Source organism: Streptomyces sp. NPDC058375, assembly GCF_042723425.1.
GTDB lineage: Bacteria > Actinomycetota > Actinomycetes > Streptomycetales > Streptomycetaceae > Streptomyces > Streptomyces durocortorensis.
Genome location: NZ_JBHXJG010000171.1, coordinates 1 through 15947, shown reverse-complemented (window position 1 = coordinate 15947; position 15947 = coordinate 1). Strand labels below are relative to the sequence as shown.

At 73.2% G+C, this 15947-nt stretch carries 11 protein-coding genes and 1 pseudogene; 5 read left to right on the top strand and 7 right to left on the bottom strand.

Going from position 1 to position 15947, the window contains the following annotated elements; translation table 11 throughout:
* Positions 1-640 precede the first annotated feature (640 nt).
* A complete protein-coding gene (locus tag ACFWM7_RS24360; protein ID WP_383263866.1) occupies positions 641-1264 on the top strand; it encodes a hypothetical protein in 624 nt (207 codons plus the stop codon).
* A 549-nt stretch (positions 1265-1813) separates the two neighbouring features.
* Here ACFWM7_RS24360 and ACFWM7_RS24355 read toward each other — a convergent pair.
* The 5 genes from ACFWM7_RS24355 to ACFWM7_RS24335 all read right to left on the bottom strand — a co-directional run bounded on the left by ACFWM7_RS24355 (position 1814) and on the right by ACFWM7_RS24335 (position 6573).
* On the bottom strand, positions 1814-1972 hold the full coding sequence (locus ACFWM7_RS24355; protein ID WP_018492281.1) for a DUF6760 family protein: 159 nt from the start codon (positions 1970-1972) through the stop codon (positions 1814-1816).
* Entirely contained in the window at positions 1969-2469 is a 501-nt protein-coding gene (locus ACFWM7_RS24350) for a hypothetical protein (RefSeq protein WP_383263862.1), read from the bottom strand. The genes ACFWM7_RS24355 and ACFWM7_RS24350 overlap by 4 nt, the downstream gene beginning before the upstream one ends.
* Entirely contained in the window at positions 2466-2906 is a 441-nt protein-coding gene (locus ACFWM7_RS24345) for a phage tail protein (protein ID WP_073802749.1), read from the bottom strand. Before ACFWM7_RS24345 ends, ACFWM7_RS24350 begins: the two co-directional genes overlap by 4 nt.
* Positions 2907-2990: 84 nt before the next feature.
* Positions 2991-4532, bottom strand: a complete 1542-nt coding sequence (locus ACFWM7_RS24340) for a phage tail sheath family protein (protein ID WP_383263859.1) — start codon at positions 4530-4532, stop codon at positions 2991-2993.
* Between the two features lie 730 nt (positions 4533-5262).
* Entirely contained in the window at positions 5263-6573 is a 1311-nt protein-coding gene (locus ACFWM7_RS24335; RefSeq protein ID WP_383263869.1) for a hydrolytic protein, read from the bottom strand.
* A 243-nt stretch (positions 6574-6816) separates the two neighbouring features.
* On the opposite strand from ACFWM7_RS24335, the gene ACFWM7_RS24330 reads away from it, so the two are divergent.
* From ACFWM7_RS24330 to ACFWM7_RS24315, 4 genes are all read left to right on the top strand, one after another.
* Positions 6817-7578, top strand: coding sequence for a response regulator transcription factor (locus ACFWM7_RS24330; protein ID WP_383263855.1), 762 nt, complete (start codon positions 6817-6819; stop codon positions 7576-7578).
* A 150-nt stretch (positions 7579-7728) separates the two neighbouring features.
* Positions 7729-10998, top strand: coding sequence for a hypothetical protein (locus ACFWM7_RS24325; RefSeq protein WP_383263852.1), 3270 nt, complete (start codon positions 7729-7731; stop codon positions 10996-10998).
* Positions 10995-11699, top strand: a complete 705-nt coding sequence (locus ACFWM7_RS24320) for a DUF4255 domain-containing protein (RefSeq protein ID WP_383263849.1) — start codon at positions 10995-10997, stop codon at positions 11697-11699. The genes ACFWM7_RS24325 and ACFWM7_RS24320 overlap by 4 nt, the downstream gene beginning before the upstream one ends.
* Positions 11696-13816: an ATP-binding protein gene (locus ACFWM7_RS24315; protein ID WP_383263846.1), complete on the top strand. Its 2121-nt coding sequence runs from the start codon at positions 11696-11698 to the stop codon at positions 13814-13816. Before ACFWM7_RS24320 ends, ACFWM7_RS24315 begins: the two co-directional genes overlap by 4 nt.
* 142 nt (positions 13817-13958) lie before the next feature.
* Here the strand turns inward: ACFWM7_RS24315 and ACFWM7_RS24310 are convergent, their stop codons facing one another.
* Together ACFWM7_RS24310 and ACFWM7_RS24305 are read right to left on the bottom strand one after the other, a co-directional pair.
* The gene (locus ACFWM7_RS24310) at positions 13959-15215 is read right to left on the bottom strand and encodes an arginine deiminase (RefSeq protein WP_383263843.1); all 1257 of its coding nucleotides are present in this window, start codon (positions 15213-15215) and stop codon (positions 13959-13961) included.
* 65 nt (positions 15216-15280) lie between these two features.
* Positions 15281-15787: pseudogene (locus ACFWM7_RS24305) on the bottom strand (amino acid permease); the annotation flags it as partial.
* Positions 15788-15947: the final 160 nt, after the last annotated feature.

Here is a 15947-nt window from a genome sequence, read left to right as displayed (position 1 = left end):
GCCGGGGCCCGGTCGCGTTGCGGCGGAGGGACGGTCGCCGAGCAGCGGCGCGTTGCCGCCCAGCCGGGCGGTCGGCGGCAGCGCGGGAAGCGGCGTACCGATTCCGCCCCGCGTACGGGCTCGCGTACCGCCGGATGCGTCTGGCCCCGGGCCCGGCGCTCGCTGCACCGAAGGGGAGGGCTCGGACGGCTGGGGACGTTGGGCACGTTGCGCCGGATGGGAGGGGTGAGATGTGCGGTCGGCGGCGTCCGGTGCGGGCTGCCGCCGCGCCGAGGGGGGCGTGGGCGACGCGGGGGGCGCTGCCGGAGGGCCCGGCGGGTCCGATTCCCGGCGCTGGAGCACCGGCAGGTCCGCCGCCGGGTGCGCCGGCGCGGGGGCGGACGGAACGACGCCCGCCGGTCCCTCGGCCCCGGCCGGCCTGGCCGCGGCGGGCATCTCGCGCAGGGGCTTGCCCAGGGCGGGGCGCACTGTTTCGGCGGGGGGCTTCCCGGAGGCTCGGTCAGGAGCCGGGGCGTCGCGGTCCGGGACGGCCGGGCCCGTACGGTCCGGACCGCTCTGCCGCTCGGACACGGCCCGCTGGACGGCGGCCGGCGCGGCCGGCGCGGCCGCAGGCGAAGCCGCCGAGGGCGGGGTGGCGGGCGTGGCGGGTGCGAGCCCGGCGATCTGCCGCAGCGGCATCGCCGGACGCCGGGCGACGGTCAGCGGTGGGGCGATCCGCTGGGGACGCACGGCAGCGGGCCGCGAGGGCGGGCGGACGGCGGACGCGGTGTCCCCGGCCCCGAGCGTCGCCCGCGTGGCAGGCCCGGAGACGGCCCCCGAAGGCCCGCCCGGGTCGGCCGACCCGGGCGAGGCGGACGAGACCGAGGAGTTGGACGCGGACGCCACCCCGGACGCCGACGGGGTCGCCGCCCCGGACGCCGAAACGGACCGGGATCCGCTCGCGTGCCCAGGGGAGGCCGCCGAGGCGGACCGGGACACGCTCGCCGCCCCTGACGAGGCTGCCGAGCCCGAAGCGTTCGCCGACGCCGACGAAGCCGTTGACCTCGAAGCGTTCGCAGACCTCGCCGTACCCGACGACGGCCGAGACCCGGACCCCGTACCGCCCGGCGAGGACGCCCGGGACGTGGAGTTGGACCCTGCCGTATCCGACGACGCCCGCCCCTCGGCCCCCGAACCGCCCGACGACGACCGGCTCGCGCCGGAGGCCGCCGGCCCGCGTGCCCCGGCAGACCGCTGGACCGGCGGCGAGGCAGGCCCCGGCTGACCCGTACCCGTACCCACCGCCGTACCGCGTACGGACTTCCTCCCCGCCGAAGCAGGCGGCAGGTCCGGCATGGGCGAGGGGGACTCGACGGGCTCGTCGGCCCCCGCGGGACGGACGGCGCGCAGCAGCAGCGGCCCGCCCGGAGAGGGCTGCGACGCGGTCCGCGCGGAGCCCGGGCGGGCGACACCGTGGATGAGGCCGACCGGGGCCGACGGCAGGACGGCGTGGCCCAGTTCGCCGCCGAGGGCCGGGTTCTGCCAGGAGGCCAGCCGCGAGCGGAACCGCAGCCCGTCGCTCACGCCGATCGAGGACCGGGCGACGGTCACCGACGGCGGGTCCACCCGCCGCCACCCGCCGTCCCAGCCACCGCCGTCCCGGCCGCCGTCGTCGTCGCCCCCGGCGGATGAAGCGGAGCCGGGGGCCGGGCCGGACGGGCGTACGGCGGGTGCCTCGGACACCTCGGGTGCGCCCCCGGCCCCGCCTCCCCGCGAGGGCGTGCCGGACCGCTGCCGGTCCGTCCGGCGCAGCCAGTCCCCGAACCCCACACGATCACCCGCCTTCGTTGACGCGGGTGTTGATCCGCGCTATCTCCCGCACCCACTGCTGACGCTCCGCGTGGGTGAGGTCGAGAATGTCCTCACGCTGCCAATGGAAGTGGTAGGCGACGTACGCGATCTCCTCCCGCAGCCGGGGAAGCGCGTACGTCACGATTCCCCCAGGCGCCCACCCGAGAGGTCCACCTCGAACGACCCGTGGCACAGCGGGCAGGTCACCGCGGCATGCGTGTGGCCCTCGCTGTTGATCCGCCGGTAGAAGTCCTGGAGGAACGCCACGTCGGTCGCGTACATCCGCTCGACGATCCCCGCGTGGACGTCGGTGATCGGGCCGAGCTGCGTGATCACCTGGCTCAGCAGCACCACGGACAGGTACGCCGGGTTCTCCTTCACCCGCAGGTCGATCTGCGGGCGCAGCTCGTCCCGGGCCGTCGCGAGCCGCATGGTGCCGCTCCGGTGCACCTGGCCCTCGTCGTCGACGTACCCGCGCGGCAGCTCGAAGGCGAACTCCGTCTGGAGCGTGTCCCGTTCACGGGGACGGGCGGGCGCGGGAGCGGGCGCGGCGGTCTCCTCACGCGCGGCGGGCGCCGCGGCGAGGGTGTCGAGGACTTCTTCGAGCCCGGCGCCCGGCGTAACGGTCCGGCGCCTCATTCGACCACGATCTCCTCGAAGGTGATGGTCACCGTCTCGGTCGCCGCGCTCGACTCGCCGGCCTTGAGGGAGGGGCCCTCCCACTTGGAGGCCCAGCCCTGCATCAGCTGGATGCGGCGGACGGTCTCACCGGTCGAGTCCTTGATCTCGATGGTGAGGTTCTGCCGGGCGGTGTCGACGGCCCCGTTGTTGAGGGTCTCCTTGATCCAGGTGGTGAACTCGCTGCTCTGGTCGAGCCCGCGGGTGATCGTCACCTCGCCCGCCTGGCGGGCGCCCGGCTGCTTGCGGATGATCTGCTTGCCCTCGGCGGTCACCTGACGGACCTCGACGACTTCTTCCTCGACGGTCATGCCGCTGATCTCCTGGATGGACTCCACGAGATAGCCGCCGAGCTGAACGCCGAAGACGTGGGTGGAAAGAGCGTCGCCCTCTGCCATGACTATGTGTCACCTGTTCTGATCGGAAGGGTCGAAAGGGAAGTTAAGGGGTGCGGGGGGCCCGCGAGGACCGCGAGGTCACGGTCACTCGTCGACGAGGCTGGTGCTGTCCGAGAACTGCGAGAGCCGGAAGATCACGAACTCCGCGGGCTTCACCGGCGCGACCCCGATCTCGCAGACGACCTGACCGAGGTCGATCGACTCCTGCGGGTTGTTGCTCCGGTCGCATCGGACGTAGAACGCCTCCTCGGCCGTGCGGCCGAACAGCGCGCCGCGTCGCCACTCCTCGGTGAGGAACGCGGTGACGTTGCGCCGGATGCTCGACCAGAGGCGGTCGTCGTTCGGCTCGAACACCACCCACTGGGTGCCCAGGAGGATCGACTCCTCCAGGTAGTTGAAGAGGCGGCGCACGTTGAGGTAGCGCCAGGCCGGGTCGGAGGAGAGGGTGCGCGCGCCCCAGATGCGGATGCCGCGGCCGGGGAAGGCGCGGACACAGTTCACGCCGATCGGGTTGAGGAGGTCCTGCTCGCCCTTGCTGAGCCGGATCTCCAGGTCCACCGCACCCCGGATGACCTCGTTGGCGGGGGCCTTGTGCACACCGCGTTCGCCGTCGCTGCGCGCCCAGACGCCGGCCACGTGACCGCTCGGCGGGACCAGGGAGTTGCGGCCGCTCGCCGGGTCGAAGACCTTGACCCACGGGTAGTAGAGGGCGGCGTAGCGGGAGTCGTAGCCGGCGTCCTCGTTGCGCCAGGCGCGGACCCGCTGGGCGTTCATGCCGGGCGGGGTGTCGAGGACGGCGACCCGGTCGCCCATCTGCTCGCAGTGCGAGATGACCGCGAGCTGCACGGTCTTGACGCCCTCGGCGTCGATGTCCCCGCGCTGGAAGGCGCTCATCAGGTCCGGGACGGCGACCATGGTGATCTCGTCGATCGCTTCGAGACCGGCGAACCCGGTCCGCGCGGAGGCGTCGCCGACGTACTCGGAGGCGTCGAGGCGGGCCACGCCGTTGCCGGGCGCGGCCGCCGTCGCGGGGGCGAGGGCCACGGTCTGCTTCTCCGGGCGGCTCTGTGCCGTGCCGGGCTGCTCGGTGACCTGGACCAGCTTGGAGTCGCGGGCCTGGGTGACCAGGTAGCCCTTGACGTTCTTGCGGGTGGAGACGTCGTACGTCTCGGCCACCTTGCCGGCCTGGCGGACCAGCAGCCGGAAGCGGTCCTCCGGGGGGTTCTCGCCCTCGGCGTCGGCGACCTCGACGGAGAGGTCGGCGCCTGTGCCGGGCTTGGCGGAGACCAGGAACCCGCCGAGCGCGACGGGCGCGGGGGCCTGGGCGACCGCGCCCCGGCCCGTACCCTCCGCGCCCTCGGCGGGGCCGCCGATGCGCACGATGTAGGCCGCGCCGCCGCCGTTGGCGAAGAAGCCGTAGACGGCGTGCGCCAGATAGGTGTCGGCGGTGAACGCGCCGAACGTCTGGACATACTGGTCCCAGTTGGTCACCAGCGTCGGCCGGTGGAAGGGGCCCGTCCCGGCGAAGCCGACGAAGGCTGCGACCGCGGTGCCGACCCCCTCGATGGGCCGCGCTCCGGACTGCACCTCCTCCACGTAAACACCGGGGGTGAGGTACGACGGCATGCTCGCTCCTTCTGGACGGTCACTCGATCACCGCCCAGTCTCGACCGGTCGCGCGGGCGGGGAGTAGGCCCGGGAGTCCTCGGCACAGGGCAACGAAACTGCCCTTTCCGGGCCCCCTGCGCCGGATGGCGCTGCCCTGGGCGGTCCGGTCGGAACGTGCGCCCTATTCGCGGTCGCCGACGCGCAAACCGCCCTGCCCACATGAAGAGAACGAGAACACCGTGTTACGGAACAGCTCAACCCGGCCGTGCGGGCCGGGTGATTGAGGCAAAGGCCGGACGGCGCGCCGGGGGCCCCATGTGTTTGGTATCTCTTTTTCCCGGTAAACCCTCGATGGCCCCCAGCCGTCCGGGGGCACGGCCGAAACGCTCCGAGGTGATGCGATTCGGCCAGAATGCGCCGAGAAGGCCACCGGATTCGGTCGTGCGCGGACGGGGAAAACGGGCACGAAGCCGCTCCGAACGGGCATGCGCTGATCGTCATCGCACCGTCAGAACCGCTCCTGAGCAGGCCCGTTCGTGTCCGCGGCCATCGACAGCGGATATTCTTCGGGTGCTGTCGACGCCGCGGACGACCGAACTGGCGAAGACCTCTGGTGCGGTGGGGAGGGCGAATCCGCCATCACCCGGCGCGCCGGGGTTTCCTCTCGGCCGGGTTTCTGTTGTTGTCTCAACAACAGGCGTGACAGAGGGCCCGGTGCCGCCGTTTCCGCCGCGCTCCTATCGTCCTTCTACCGTGCGAGATCACTCAGTACACCGCTGACATTCAGTACCTGATGGCATCCGGAAGCCTGTGTTCCGGTGGCCGGAGTGCCGGGCTTGGCACAGGTGACGGAAGCGGTGACGGTGGCGTTCTCCGGAACCTGAATGGGGGTGACCCAGTGATAGTCCTGGTTGCGGAAGGTCTCCAGAGCGATCGTCGTGATCTTGCGCTCTCCGAAGGAGATCGTCACGACGCCCTCGTCGCCCTGGAAGTTCGCCACCACGATGTCGGTGACGCCGAACACCTTCCCGGCCGGCACTTTGTAGGCGCCCTCCTCCGTGGCCCCCGCCCGGGTCTGCACGTCGATCGTCTCGGAGGCCTGCCGGCCACCGACGCCGCCGTTGCCGCCGCCCCCTCCGGAGCCGCCGCCCGGGCCGGAACCGCCTCCACCGGGCCCCGTTCCGTCCGGACCGGTCCCCTCGCCCTGGCCGCCTGCCGGGTTCTCCGCACCGCCGGGCGGAGTCGACCCCTGCTCCTTGCCCCGCTCGGTCTCCTCCTGCGCCGCCTTCGCCCCGGCCTGCTTGGCGGTGCTCTGCACCGCGGGCCGCACCAGGGCGAACCACGCGAGCAGCAGCGCCAGCAGCGCCGCCAGCACGATCAGCAGCCACTTGGGCAGCACGGGTATCTGCGCGAACTCCCCGGGCAGCGGCTCGGGCCGACCGGGCTGCCCGGCCTCGGCCTCGGCGGCCTCGGTCGCGGCGTCCGCTCCGGCGGCCTCGGTCGCCAGGACCTCGAACGGCCAGGTGACGGGCTCACCGAACCAGATCAGCTTCCGGGCCCGGACCTTCAGCCGGACCTCCGCCGACTCGCCCGGCTCCAGCCGCTTCTGGTCCGGCGCGAAGGCGAGGCGCAGGTCCTCCCCGTCCTGCCTGCCCGCGAGGGCCACGTCGACCGGGGTGTTCCCCTTGTTCTGCACGGCGGTACGGAAACGGGCGCCCAGCCAGCCCCGGCGGCGGCGCGGCTCCAGTTCCGTACGGAGCTCGTGGAAGGGCTCCACGGTCACCGTGGCCTCCGGAACCACCACCGACTCGGGCCGCTCGGCGGGCAGGACCCGTACGGCCAGGGGGGTCTCGCCCGCCCGGACCTCGTGGGAGCGGGGCGGGGCGAAGGTGAGGGCCACCGTCTCGGAGGTGCCCGGGTACAGCGACACACGCGCCGGCTCGACGGTGGTCCAGGCCGCGCAGTCGCCGACGACTTCCAGGGTGTAGGCCTCGACGATGTCGCCGTCGTTGCGCACGGTCAGGGTGGTCGTCGCGGTACCGCCCGGCGACACCGTCACCGTGGGGCTTTCGAGTTCGGCAGATGTGGTCACTCTGCGACGGTAGGCCGCCGGCACCGCCCGGCAGCAGAGACGCAAGGGCAAGAAGCGGGCAGCGGCGGTGCCCCGCGGGCCCACCGGCACGGTGTCCCCGCGCCCCCGCGCCGGGCCCGCTCGCCCTGCCCCGGCCGACCAGGGCGATCACGATCACGAGCACAGCAGGCATATCGGGCTGCAGTACCTGAGGAAGACGGGCACGGAACGATGACGACGATCACGGACACGACGAACAGCACGGCTGTACGCACGACGGACAGCGCGACGGACGGCACGGCGACGCGCGGGCAGTACCGCCGGCCCGACGCGGCGGGCCGCCGCACGGCCGGCCCCGGGGGAGCGCCCGGGGGCAGGGTCTCCGTGGCGGTGTACGCGGAGGACCTGATCCTGCAGACCGGAATGATCCACCAACTGCGCGTGCGCCCCGAGATAGAACTGCTGCCGGAGGCCGAGGCGGACCGGGCACAGGTCTCCCTGGTCGTGGTGGACACGGTGGGCGAGTCCACCGTCCAGCTTCTTCACCGCCTCCAGCGCAACACCTCCACCCGCACCGGACTGGTCGTCGGGTTCTTCGAGGCGGGCGCCCTCCAGACCATGATCGAGTGCGGGGTCGCCGCCGTGCTGCGGCGCGGCGAGGCCGACCAGGACCGGCTCGTCCACCTGGTGCGGGCGATGGCCAACGGCGAAGGCGTCCTGCCGGGCGACCTGCTCGGCAAGCTCCTCGACCACGTCAGCTCCCTCCAGCGGACGGTCCTCGACCCCCGCGGGCTCACCCTGTCCACGCTCACCGCGCGCGAGGCGGAGATGATCCGGCTGGTCTCGGAGGGCTGCGACACCGCGGAGATCGCGCGGAAGACCTCGTACTCGGAACGCACCGTCAAGAACGTGCTGCACGAGGTCGCGACCCGCCTCGAACTGCGCAACCGGGCCCACGCGGTGGGCTACGCGATGCGGCACGGGCTGATCTGAGGGAGGGCGGCCGCCGCTCTGAAGCAGGGCGACCGCCGCAAAGGGCAGCGGTCCCTTCCCCCGGTCCGGGTACTCGCGGCCTGTCCGTCGCCCCCGCGAGGGCGCGAAGCTGGCCGGTGGAGAGTCGATCGAGAGACTGTGAGGTGGGCCGTGACCGGCACTGCTGGCCCGGCGAAGCATTCCCGGCTGGGCCGACTGACCGGTGCGGTGGTGCTGTTGGCGCCGCTGCTGCTGGTCGGCTCGGCCGCCGCACCGGACGGGGCGGGCGAGGCCGTCGCCGCCGTGGCGGACGCCGACCCGGGCCAGGCGGGGCGGATCGCCTTCGCCGGTACCGACCACCGCAGCCTCGGGCGGGCCAACGACCAGGACCGGACCGACCCGCTGTTCGGCGACGGGCCCGCCCACTACGACCAGGACCCCTCCGCCCGCGGTGACGTCCTGGTCTTCACCAGCCTGCGCGACAGTGCCAAGCCCCAGGTGTACGTGCGCGGCGCGGACGGGTCCGTGCGCCGGCTCACCGCCGACCGGGACGCGGCCCGCCCCGAACTCTCCCCGGACGGCCGGACCGTGCTCTTCGACTCGGCCGAGCCCGGCCCCGGCGGAACGGTCCAGCGCGACCTCTGGTCGGTCGGCGTCGACGGCACGAACCTGCGCCGGCTCACCGACACCGCCGACAACGAGGAGTCCCCGACCTGGTCCCCGGACGGCACGAGGATCGCCTACGCCTGCGACGGCGACACCGTCCTCGGCTGGCAGATATACGTGCGGGACGTCGCCGGCGGCCCGCAGACCCGGATCAGCGACGCACCGGCCGGCGACGCCACCGAGCCGTCCTGGAACCCGGGCACCGACCCCGGCGACCGGAACCTCGTCGCGTACACCCTCACCACCAACCCCGATCCGAACGTCGACGACGGCACCGAACTGCGCGCCACCGAAGGCCTCGGCACCGACCGGCCGCTGCTGGCCGGCGGGCACGCCGAGTGGGGCACCCGCTCCGCCTCCTGGCTGCCCGACGGCAAGAACATCGTCTTCCTCAGCCCGTACCACACCTGCGGCTGCGACGACTTCGACCACGTCTACCGGGTGACCGCCTTCGACGGCAACCCGCCGGAGCAACTGGTCAACGAGAACCGCGAGGTGGGGCCGCCCACCTGGTTCCCCCCGGCCGGGACCGTGGTCGTCCCCCGCATCACCCCGGACCCCGAGACCGTCAAGAAGCCGGACGAGCTGCTGGCCGCCGCGCAGATCGTGACGCTCCAGGACGTACGCCAGGACGGCTCCGACCCCCGCGACCTGGGCCTCACCATCCTGAAGGAGGACCCGGCGGCGCGCACCAACCAGGATCCCGCCGTCGACCCGCTGTTCAACCCGGCCGGGGGCTTCGACCCGTGGACCGAGCGGCAGAGCTACACCCCTGACGGACGCCGCATCGTCGTGACCCGGTTCGAGGACACCGACGCCGGACGCGTCGAGCGGATCTGGATGGCCGACGCCGACGGTAGGAACGCGGCGGCGCTGCCGCTCGCCGGACGCGGCGCGAACGACTGGGACACCGACCCCGCCTTCTCGCCGGACGGCACCAAGCTCGTGTTCACCCGGACCTCGCCCGGCGGCACCGGGGACGCGGCCGGGCCGAGCCGGATCCTCATCGCCGATGTCGCCACCGGCGCGATCCTCGACGAGGTCCGGCCGCCCGAGGGCCAGCAGACCGGCGGCGACGCCCAGCCGACCTGGTCCTCGGACGGAGTCAACCTCGCCTTCACCCGTAACCACGTCGTCAACGGCAACGGCGGCAACAAGCACATCTGGGTCGCACCGGTGGCCGACCTCGGCCGGCAGCGGGACCTGAGCGCCACCATCTGCCCCGGCGCCTGCGACGTCATCGACGACAGCCCCGCCTTCTCCCCGGACGGCCTGAAGGTGGCGTTCAACCGCAAGGACGGCGGCGGCAGGGTCAACCAGCAGGCCGGCGTCCTCGTCAAGCCCCTGAGCGGCGGCGGCTGCCGGGTCGTGCTGCCCTCCGTCCAGAAGGACAACCCCGCCGGCTGCGACCTGCCCATCCCCGACACCACCGTGACCGGACCCCACCAGCCCCGCGACGTGGCCTGGACCCCCGGCGGCGACAAGCTCGTGTTCACCGCGCGCCGCGAACTCGCCCCGAACTCCATGGAGCAGCTCTCCGTCCTCGACATCGCCTCCGGCGACCTGGCCCCCGTCGACAACACGCACGCCGGACGGCAGAAGGAACCCGCCCTCCAGCAGTCCGTCGACCTGTCGCTGACCGCGCCGCCCACCCAGCCCGCCGTGGAGGTCGGCTCCTCCACCGAGGTGACCATCACCGTCACCAACCGGGGCCCCGCCCCCTCGCCCGGCACCACCCTCACCGTCGACGCCCCGCCAGGCGTACGGCTGGAGGAACTGACCACCGGCGCGGGAACCTGCGCCCCCGGCACCCCCCAGTGCGTCCTCGGCATCGTCCCGCCCGGCGCCGACGTGGAGATCACCGCCCGGCTGACCGGCGTCACCACCGGCGACCAGCGGATCGACTGGTCCGTCACCGGGGCCGTCATCGACCCCAATCCCACGGACAACGCCACCGGCACGATCGTGCCGGTCGAGGACGCCCCGCCGCCGACCCCGCCCCCGACGACACCTCCGCCGACCACGGCCCCGCCGTCCCCGACCCCCACGCCGACGACCCCCGCGCCCACTCCGCCGCCGACGACCACCCCGCCCCCGCCGCCGGCCCCGGCACCCCCGCCGCCCGCGCCCGAGGCCGGACCCGCCGTCACCGTGCGGGCCCAGCCCAGCCCCGGCTACGTCGGCGGCAAGGTCGTGGTCACGTACACCGTGCGCAACGGCAGGAACGCCCTGGCCACCGGCCTCCGACTGGACCTCGGACTGCCCCGGGGCATCCCCGCCGGTCCGCTCCCGGCCGGCTGCACCGCCGGCGCCTGCACGCTCCCCGACCTCGCGCCGCAGGCGTCCACGGTCATCAGCGTCGTCCTCTCGCCCGACAAGGCCCTGCGTACGACGATCACCGCGTCGCTCACCACCACCGGCACCGACGCGAACCTGCGCGACAACGTCTCCCGGATCCCGCTGCGCATCCTCCAGCCCCGCATCGTCGCGGTGCCCAAGATCGGCAAGCCCGGGTTCGTCACCTCCGTACGGGGCAAGGACTTCCCGCCCGGCGCGCCCGTCACCCTCAGCTGGAAGCCCGGCATCACCGCCGCCGCGGCCCCGACCCGGCCGCTGGGCGACGGCACGTTCATCGCCCAGCTCCTCATCCTGGCCAAGGACCAGACCGGGCCCCGCACCATCACCGCGAAGGGCCCCGGCTTCAGCCCGGTGAAGACGGACTTCCTCGTGGTGCTCGGCACGATCACCCCGCCGGACGAGGTGATCCGCCGATGATCCACGAAGTCGACGAAGGGCTCCGGCTGTTGCTCGCCGAGTCCGGTCTGGAGGACAGCGGCGTCGACCTGGTCTTCGACGCCCCGACGAAGGACTGGTCCGCCCGCCGCAACGCCCCCACCATCAGCGTCTTCCTGCACGGCATCCGCGAGGACGCCGCCCGGCGGCGTACCGGCACGGCGGAGACGCACGACGAGGAGGGCGTGGTCACCGGGTGGCGGACCCCGCCGCGCTGGTTCGAGCTGACCTATCTGGTCACCGCCTGGACCAACCGCCCGCAGGACGAACACCGACTGCTCTCCGAGGTGTTGCGCGTCCTCGTCCGGACGGACACGCTGCCCGCCCGGCTGCACACCGGCAGCCTCGCCGAACTCGGACTCACCGTCGAGCTGGAGGCGGCGGGCCCCGGAGCCGGCGGACCGTCCGCCTCGGACGTCTGGTCCGCACTCGGCGGCGAGCTGAAGGCCGCGATCGACCTCCGGGTCCTCGCCCCGCTGGCCGGCGAACGCACCGCCGCCGGACCGCCGGTCACCGAGGGCCTCGTCATGACCGCCGCACCGCACCTGGACGGCGACTACACGGAACCCGGCCGCCGACTGCGCTACGACGGAGCGACCGACCCCGGCGCGCAGGGCTTCGCCGCACCCCGCGAACGACGACTGCCGCCCGGCCGACGCAGGCGGGGGAACACCGCACGATGACGCTGGCACCCCAACAGACGTACAGCGAAAGCCTGTTGATTGATATCGGCGAACTCTGGGAGCGGCTCGCCCGCGTCGAACAACGGGTCCGCGAAGCCGTCGCCACCCGCCGGGCCGTGGACCCGGACCCCGACGACCCGTACCGGGGGCAGTACCTCACGCCCGAGGCGGCCGACCGGATCCTGGAGACCCGCGACGCGTTCACGCCCGTACCGCCGTACGAGGACGGGGCGCCGTCCCGTACGGAAGGGGGCAGGCTCGGCAGACTGGCCGAACGCTTCGGTCTCACCCCGCCGGACGTCGAACTCCTGCTGGTCGCCCTCGCCCCGGACATCGACACCCGGTTCGAGCGGCTGTACGGCTACCTCAACGACGACCTCACCCGCCGCCGGCCCACCATCGGCCTGGCCCTGGAACTCTGCGGGCTGCCCGCCGCCGGCTCCGGCCGCTTCCGGTTCTCGTCGGCCGCCCCGCTCGTCGCGGGCGGACTGCTGGAGATCGCCGAGCCCGAACGGCCCTTGCTGTCAAGGCTGTTGCGCGTGCCCGACCGGGTCACCGCGCACCTCCTCGGCGACGACGGGATCGACGGCCGGCTGCGCGGGATGGTCCGGGAGGCCGGGCATCCGCCGGAGCCGGACGGGCGGCCCGAGGTCCCCCGGATCGCGGCCGCCCTCGGCACGGGCAGTGGGCTGGTGCACCTGCTCGACCGGGGCGGTGACCCGCGCGGCCTCGCGGTCGAGGCCCTGCACGCCGCAGGCCGACGCCCGCTCGTCGTCGACATCGCCGCGCTCGCCACCGCCCCCGAACCGACCCCGCTCGTTGGGGCCTTGGCGACAGAGGCCCGCCTCGGCCGGGCCGGGGTGGTCCTCGGCCCGCTGGAAACCCTCGCCCCCGAACGCCCCGAGGGCGCACGGCTGCTCGCGTCCCTGTGCGCGGCGCTCGGCTCCACGCCCCTGATCGCGTACGGGAAGAAGAACTGGGATCCGCTGTGGACGGCGGAGAGCCCGGTGCCCGTCACCGTCCCGCCGCCCGGCCCCGCGGGCGCCGCCCGGCAGTGGCGGCGGGCGCTCGCCGAAGCGGGCCGGTCGGTCGGCCTGCCCCCCGAGCACGCCACCGCCGACGACGCGCTCATCGAGGCGGCCGCCGCCTACCGGCTCGACTCCGGACAGCTGCGCCGGGCCGCGACCGTCGCGTCCCGGCTGGCCGTCCTCGAACAGCGGCCGGTGGCCCCGGAGGACGTGCGCACGGCGGTCCGCGCCCAGAACGGCGCGGGCCTGGAGCGGCTGGCCCGCCGCATCGAGCCAGGCGTCGGCTGGGACGACCTGGTGCTGCCCCCGGCGACCCGTACCCAGCTCGCCGAACTCGCCCTGCGCGCCCGCCACCGCGAGACGGTCCTCGGGCAGTGGCGGATGCGGCCGGGCGGCGGCCGGGGGAGAGGCGTCATCGCCCTGTTCGCCGGGGAGTCCGGCACCGGCAAGACCATGTCCGCCGGGGTGATCGCCGCCGAACTGGGCATGGAGCTCTACGTGGTGGACCTGTCCACGGTGGTCGACAAGTACATCGGGGAGACCGAGAAGAACCTGGAACGGATCTTCGTCGAGGCGTCCGACGTCAACGGCATCCTGCTGTTCGACGAGGCCGACGCGATCTTCGGCAAGCGGTCCCAGGTCAAGGACTCCCACGACAAGCACGCCAACATGGAGTCGGCCTACCTCCTCCAGCGCATGGAGTCCTTCGACGGCATCGCCGTGCTCACCACCAACCTCCGGGCCAACCTCGACGAGGCGTTCACCCGCCGCCTCGACGTGATCGCCGAGTTCCCGATGCCCGACGCCCGTCAGCGCCTGGCCCTGTGGGACCGCTGCCTGGGCCCGGCGATCCCGCGCGACGCCACGCTCGACCTGGAGTTCTGCGCGGACCGCTTCGAGCTGGCCGGCGGCTCGATCCGGGCCTGCGCGGTGACCGCCGCCTACCTCGCGGCCGAGTCGGGGGCCCCGCTGCACATGGACCAGCTGGTGTCGGCGGTGCTCCAGGAGTACCGGAAGCTGGGGCGGCTGGTGCTGGAGAGCGAGTTCGGGCCCTGGCTGGCCAAGGAACGGGCGCGGGGCGGACGGTAGCCGGTACGCGTACGAGCACGAGTACGCGTACGAGCACGAGTACGCGTACGAGCACGAGCACGAGTACGCGTACCAGCACGGGCACGCGTACGGATGCGGGGCCCGGACGCGGAACCGCACCCGTGCCCGTACGCGTACATCGTCAGAACGCCACCGCGTCGCGGACCAGCGGGCAGGTCATGCAGTGCCCGCCGCCCCGGCCCCGGCCCAGCTCCGCGCCGACGATGGTGATGACCTCCACTCCGGCCCGCCGCAGGAGGGCGTTGGTCTGGGTGTTGCGGTCGTAGGTGAAGACCACACCGGGCTCCAGGGCCACCGCGTTGTTCCCGCTGTCCCACTGCTGGCGCTCCGAGGCGTAGACGTCGCCGCCCGTCTCGATCACCCGCAGCTGGGGCAGGCCCAGGGCGCGGGCCACCGCCTCGGTGAACGGCGTCGACCCCTCGTCGGTGATCTCGATGCCGGGCGCCCGGTCCGAGGGCCGCAGCGAGAACGTGTGGACGCCGTCCATGATGCGCGGGTACAGCGTGACGATGTCCCGGTCCGCGAAGGTGAACACCGTGTCCAGGTGCATCGCCGAGCGCAGCTTCGGCATCCCGGCGACGATGACGTGCTCGGCCGCCCCCTGGGCGAAGAGCGCCGCCGCGACCTGGGTGATCGCCTGGCGGGAGGTCCGTTCGCTCATGCCCATGAGGACGACGCCGTTGCCGACCGGCATGATGTCGCCGCCCTCGAACGTGGCCCGGCCCCAGTCCTTCTCGGGGTCGCCCCACCAGATCGTGGAGCCCCGGAAGTCGGGGTGGAAGGTGTAGATGGCCTTCATCAGCAGGGTCTCGTCGTGCCGGGCGGGCCAGTAGAGCGGGTTGAGCGTCACCCCGCTGTAGAGCCAGCAGGTGGTGTCCCGGGTGTAGAGGGTGTTGGGCAGCGGCGGCATCAGGTACTCCCGCGCCCCCGTGCCCTCCCGGGCCAGTCCCACGTACGCCGAACGGAACTCCTCCGGGAGGTCGGCGATGGCGAGGCCGCCGATGAGATGGTCGGCCAGCCGGCGCGGCGTCAGGGTGTCGAGGAAGGCGCGGGTGTCGTCGACCAGGCCGAGGCCCACCTCGTTGGCGTCGATCTTCCGGTCGAGCAGCCAGGACCTGGCCTCGGGGATCGCCATGGTGGCGGCGAGCAGCGCGTGCAGCTCGACGACCTCCACGCCCCGGTCGGTGAGCTGGGCGACGAAGTCGGCATGGTCCCGCTGGGCGTTCTCCACCCACATCACGTCGTCGAACAGCAGGTCGTCGGAGTTGGTCGGGGTCAGCCGGCGGTGGGCCATGCCGGGGGCGCAGACCAGGACCTTGCGCAGCCGCCCCACTTCGGAGTGGACGCCGAGGGTGGAGGCGGGGTCGGTGCTGCTCACGATGGGCCTTTCACTCGATGACACGGGGGTTCTGTCCGTACGGGACCGGCGCTCACAGCTCGATCCAGCCGACCGCCAGCGCCGCGACGGGACTTGACGAAGAGGAAGGTCGCCGGGGCGTACAGGATGAAGGAGACGAGGATGAACTTCGGCCCGGCCGCGTACAGCAGGAACACGGTGTAGAGCGTCGCCACCACGGCGATCACCAGCTCGCGCCGGGTGGAGCGCCCCGCCACGTCCGGGTGGCCGGGCCGCGCCGCGACCTTCACCGCGAAGGCGGCGGCCAGCAGGAACGGGATCAGGCTCAGCGCGCTGGTCAGATCGAGGGCGAAGGTGAACGCGTCGTCGGAGAAGAGCGTCACGACGAGCACGATCTGGCTCAGGCACGTGGTCGGGAGCAGCGCGTTCTCGGGCACGTCCGCCGCGGTCGACCGCCCGAGGAAGCGCGGCATGTCCTTGTCCCGGGCGGCGACGAAGAGGACCTCGGCGGCCATCAGGGTCCAGGCGAGATAGGCCCCGAGCACGGAGACGATGAGGCCGACGCTGATGAAGACCTTCCCCCACGTTCCGACGCGGTCAGGGTCAGGAGCGTCAGTTTGGCGGCCGGTCGGGCCGGGGCCTCGGCATGGCTCATGGTTTCCCTCGTCGATACGGTCATCGGTCAACCAGGGAAAGCTAGCAAAATATCGGGCATTTTGGACCTAAATGCGCGGCCGGGGGTGCTCGCTCGGT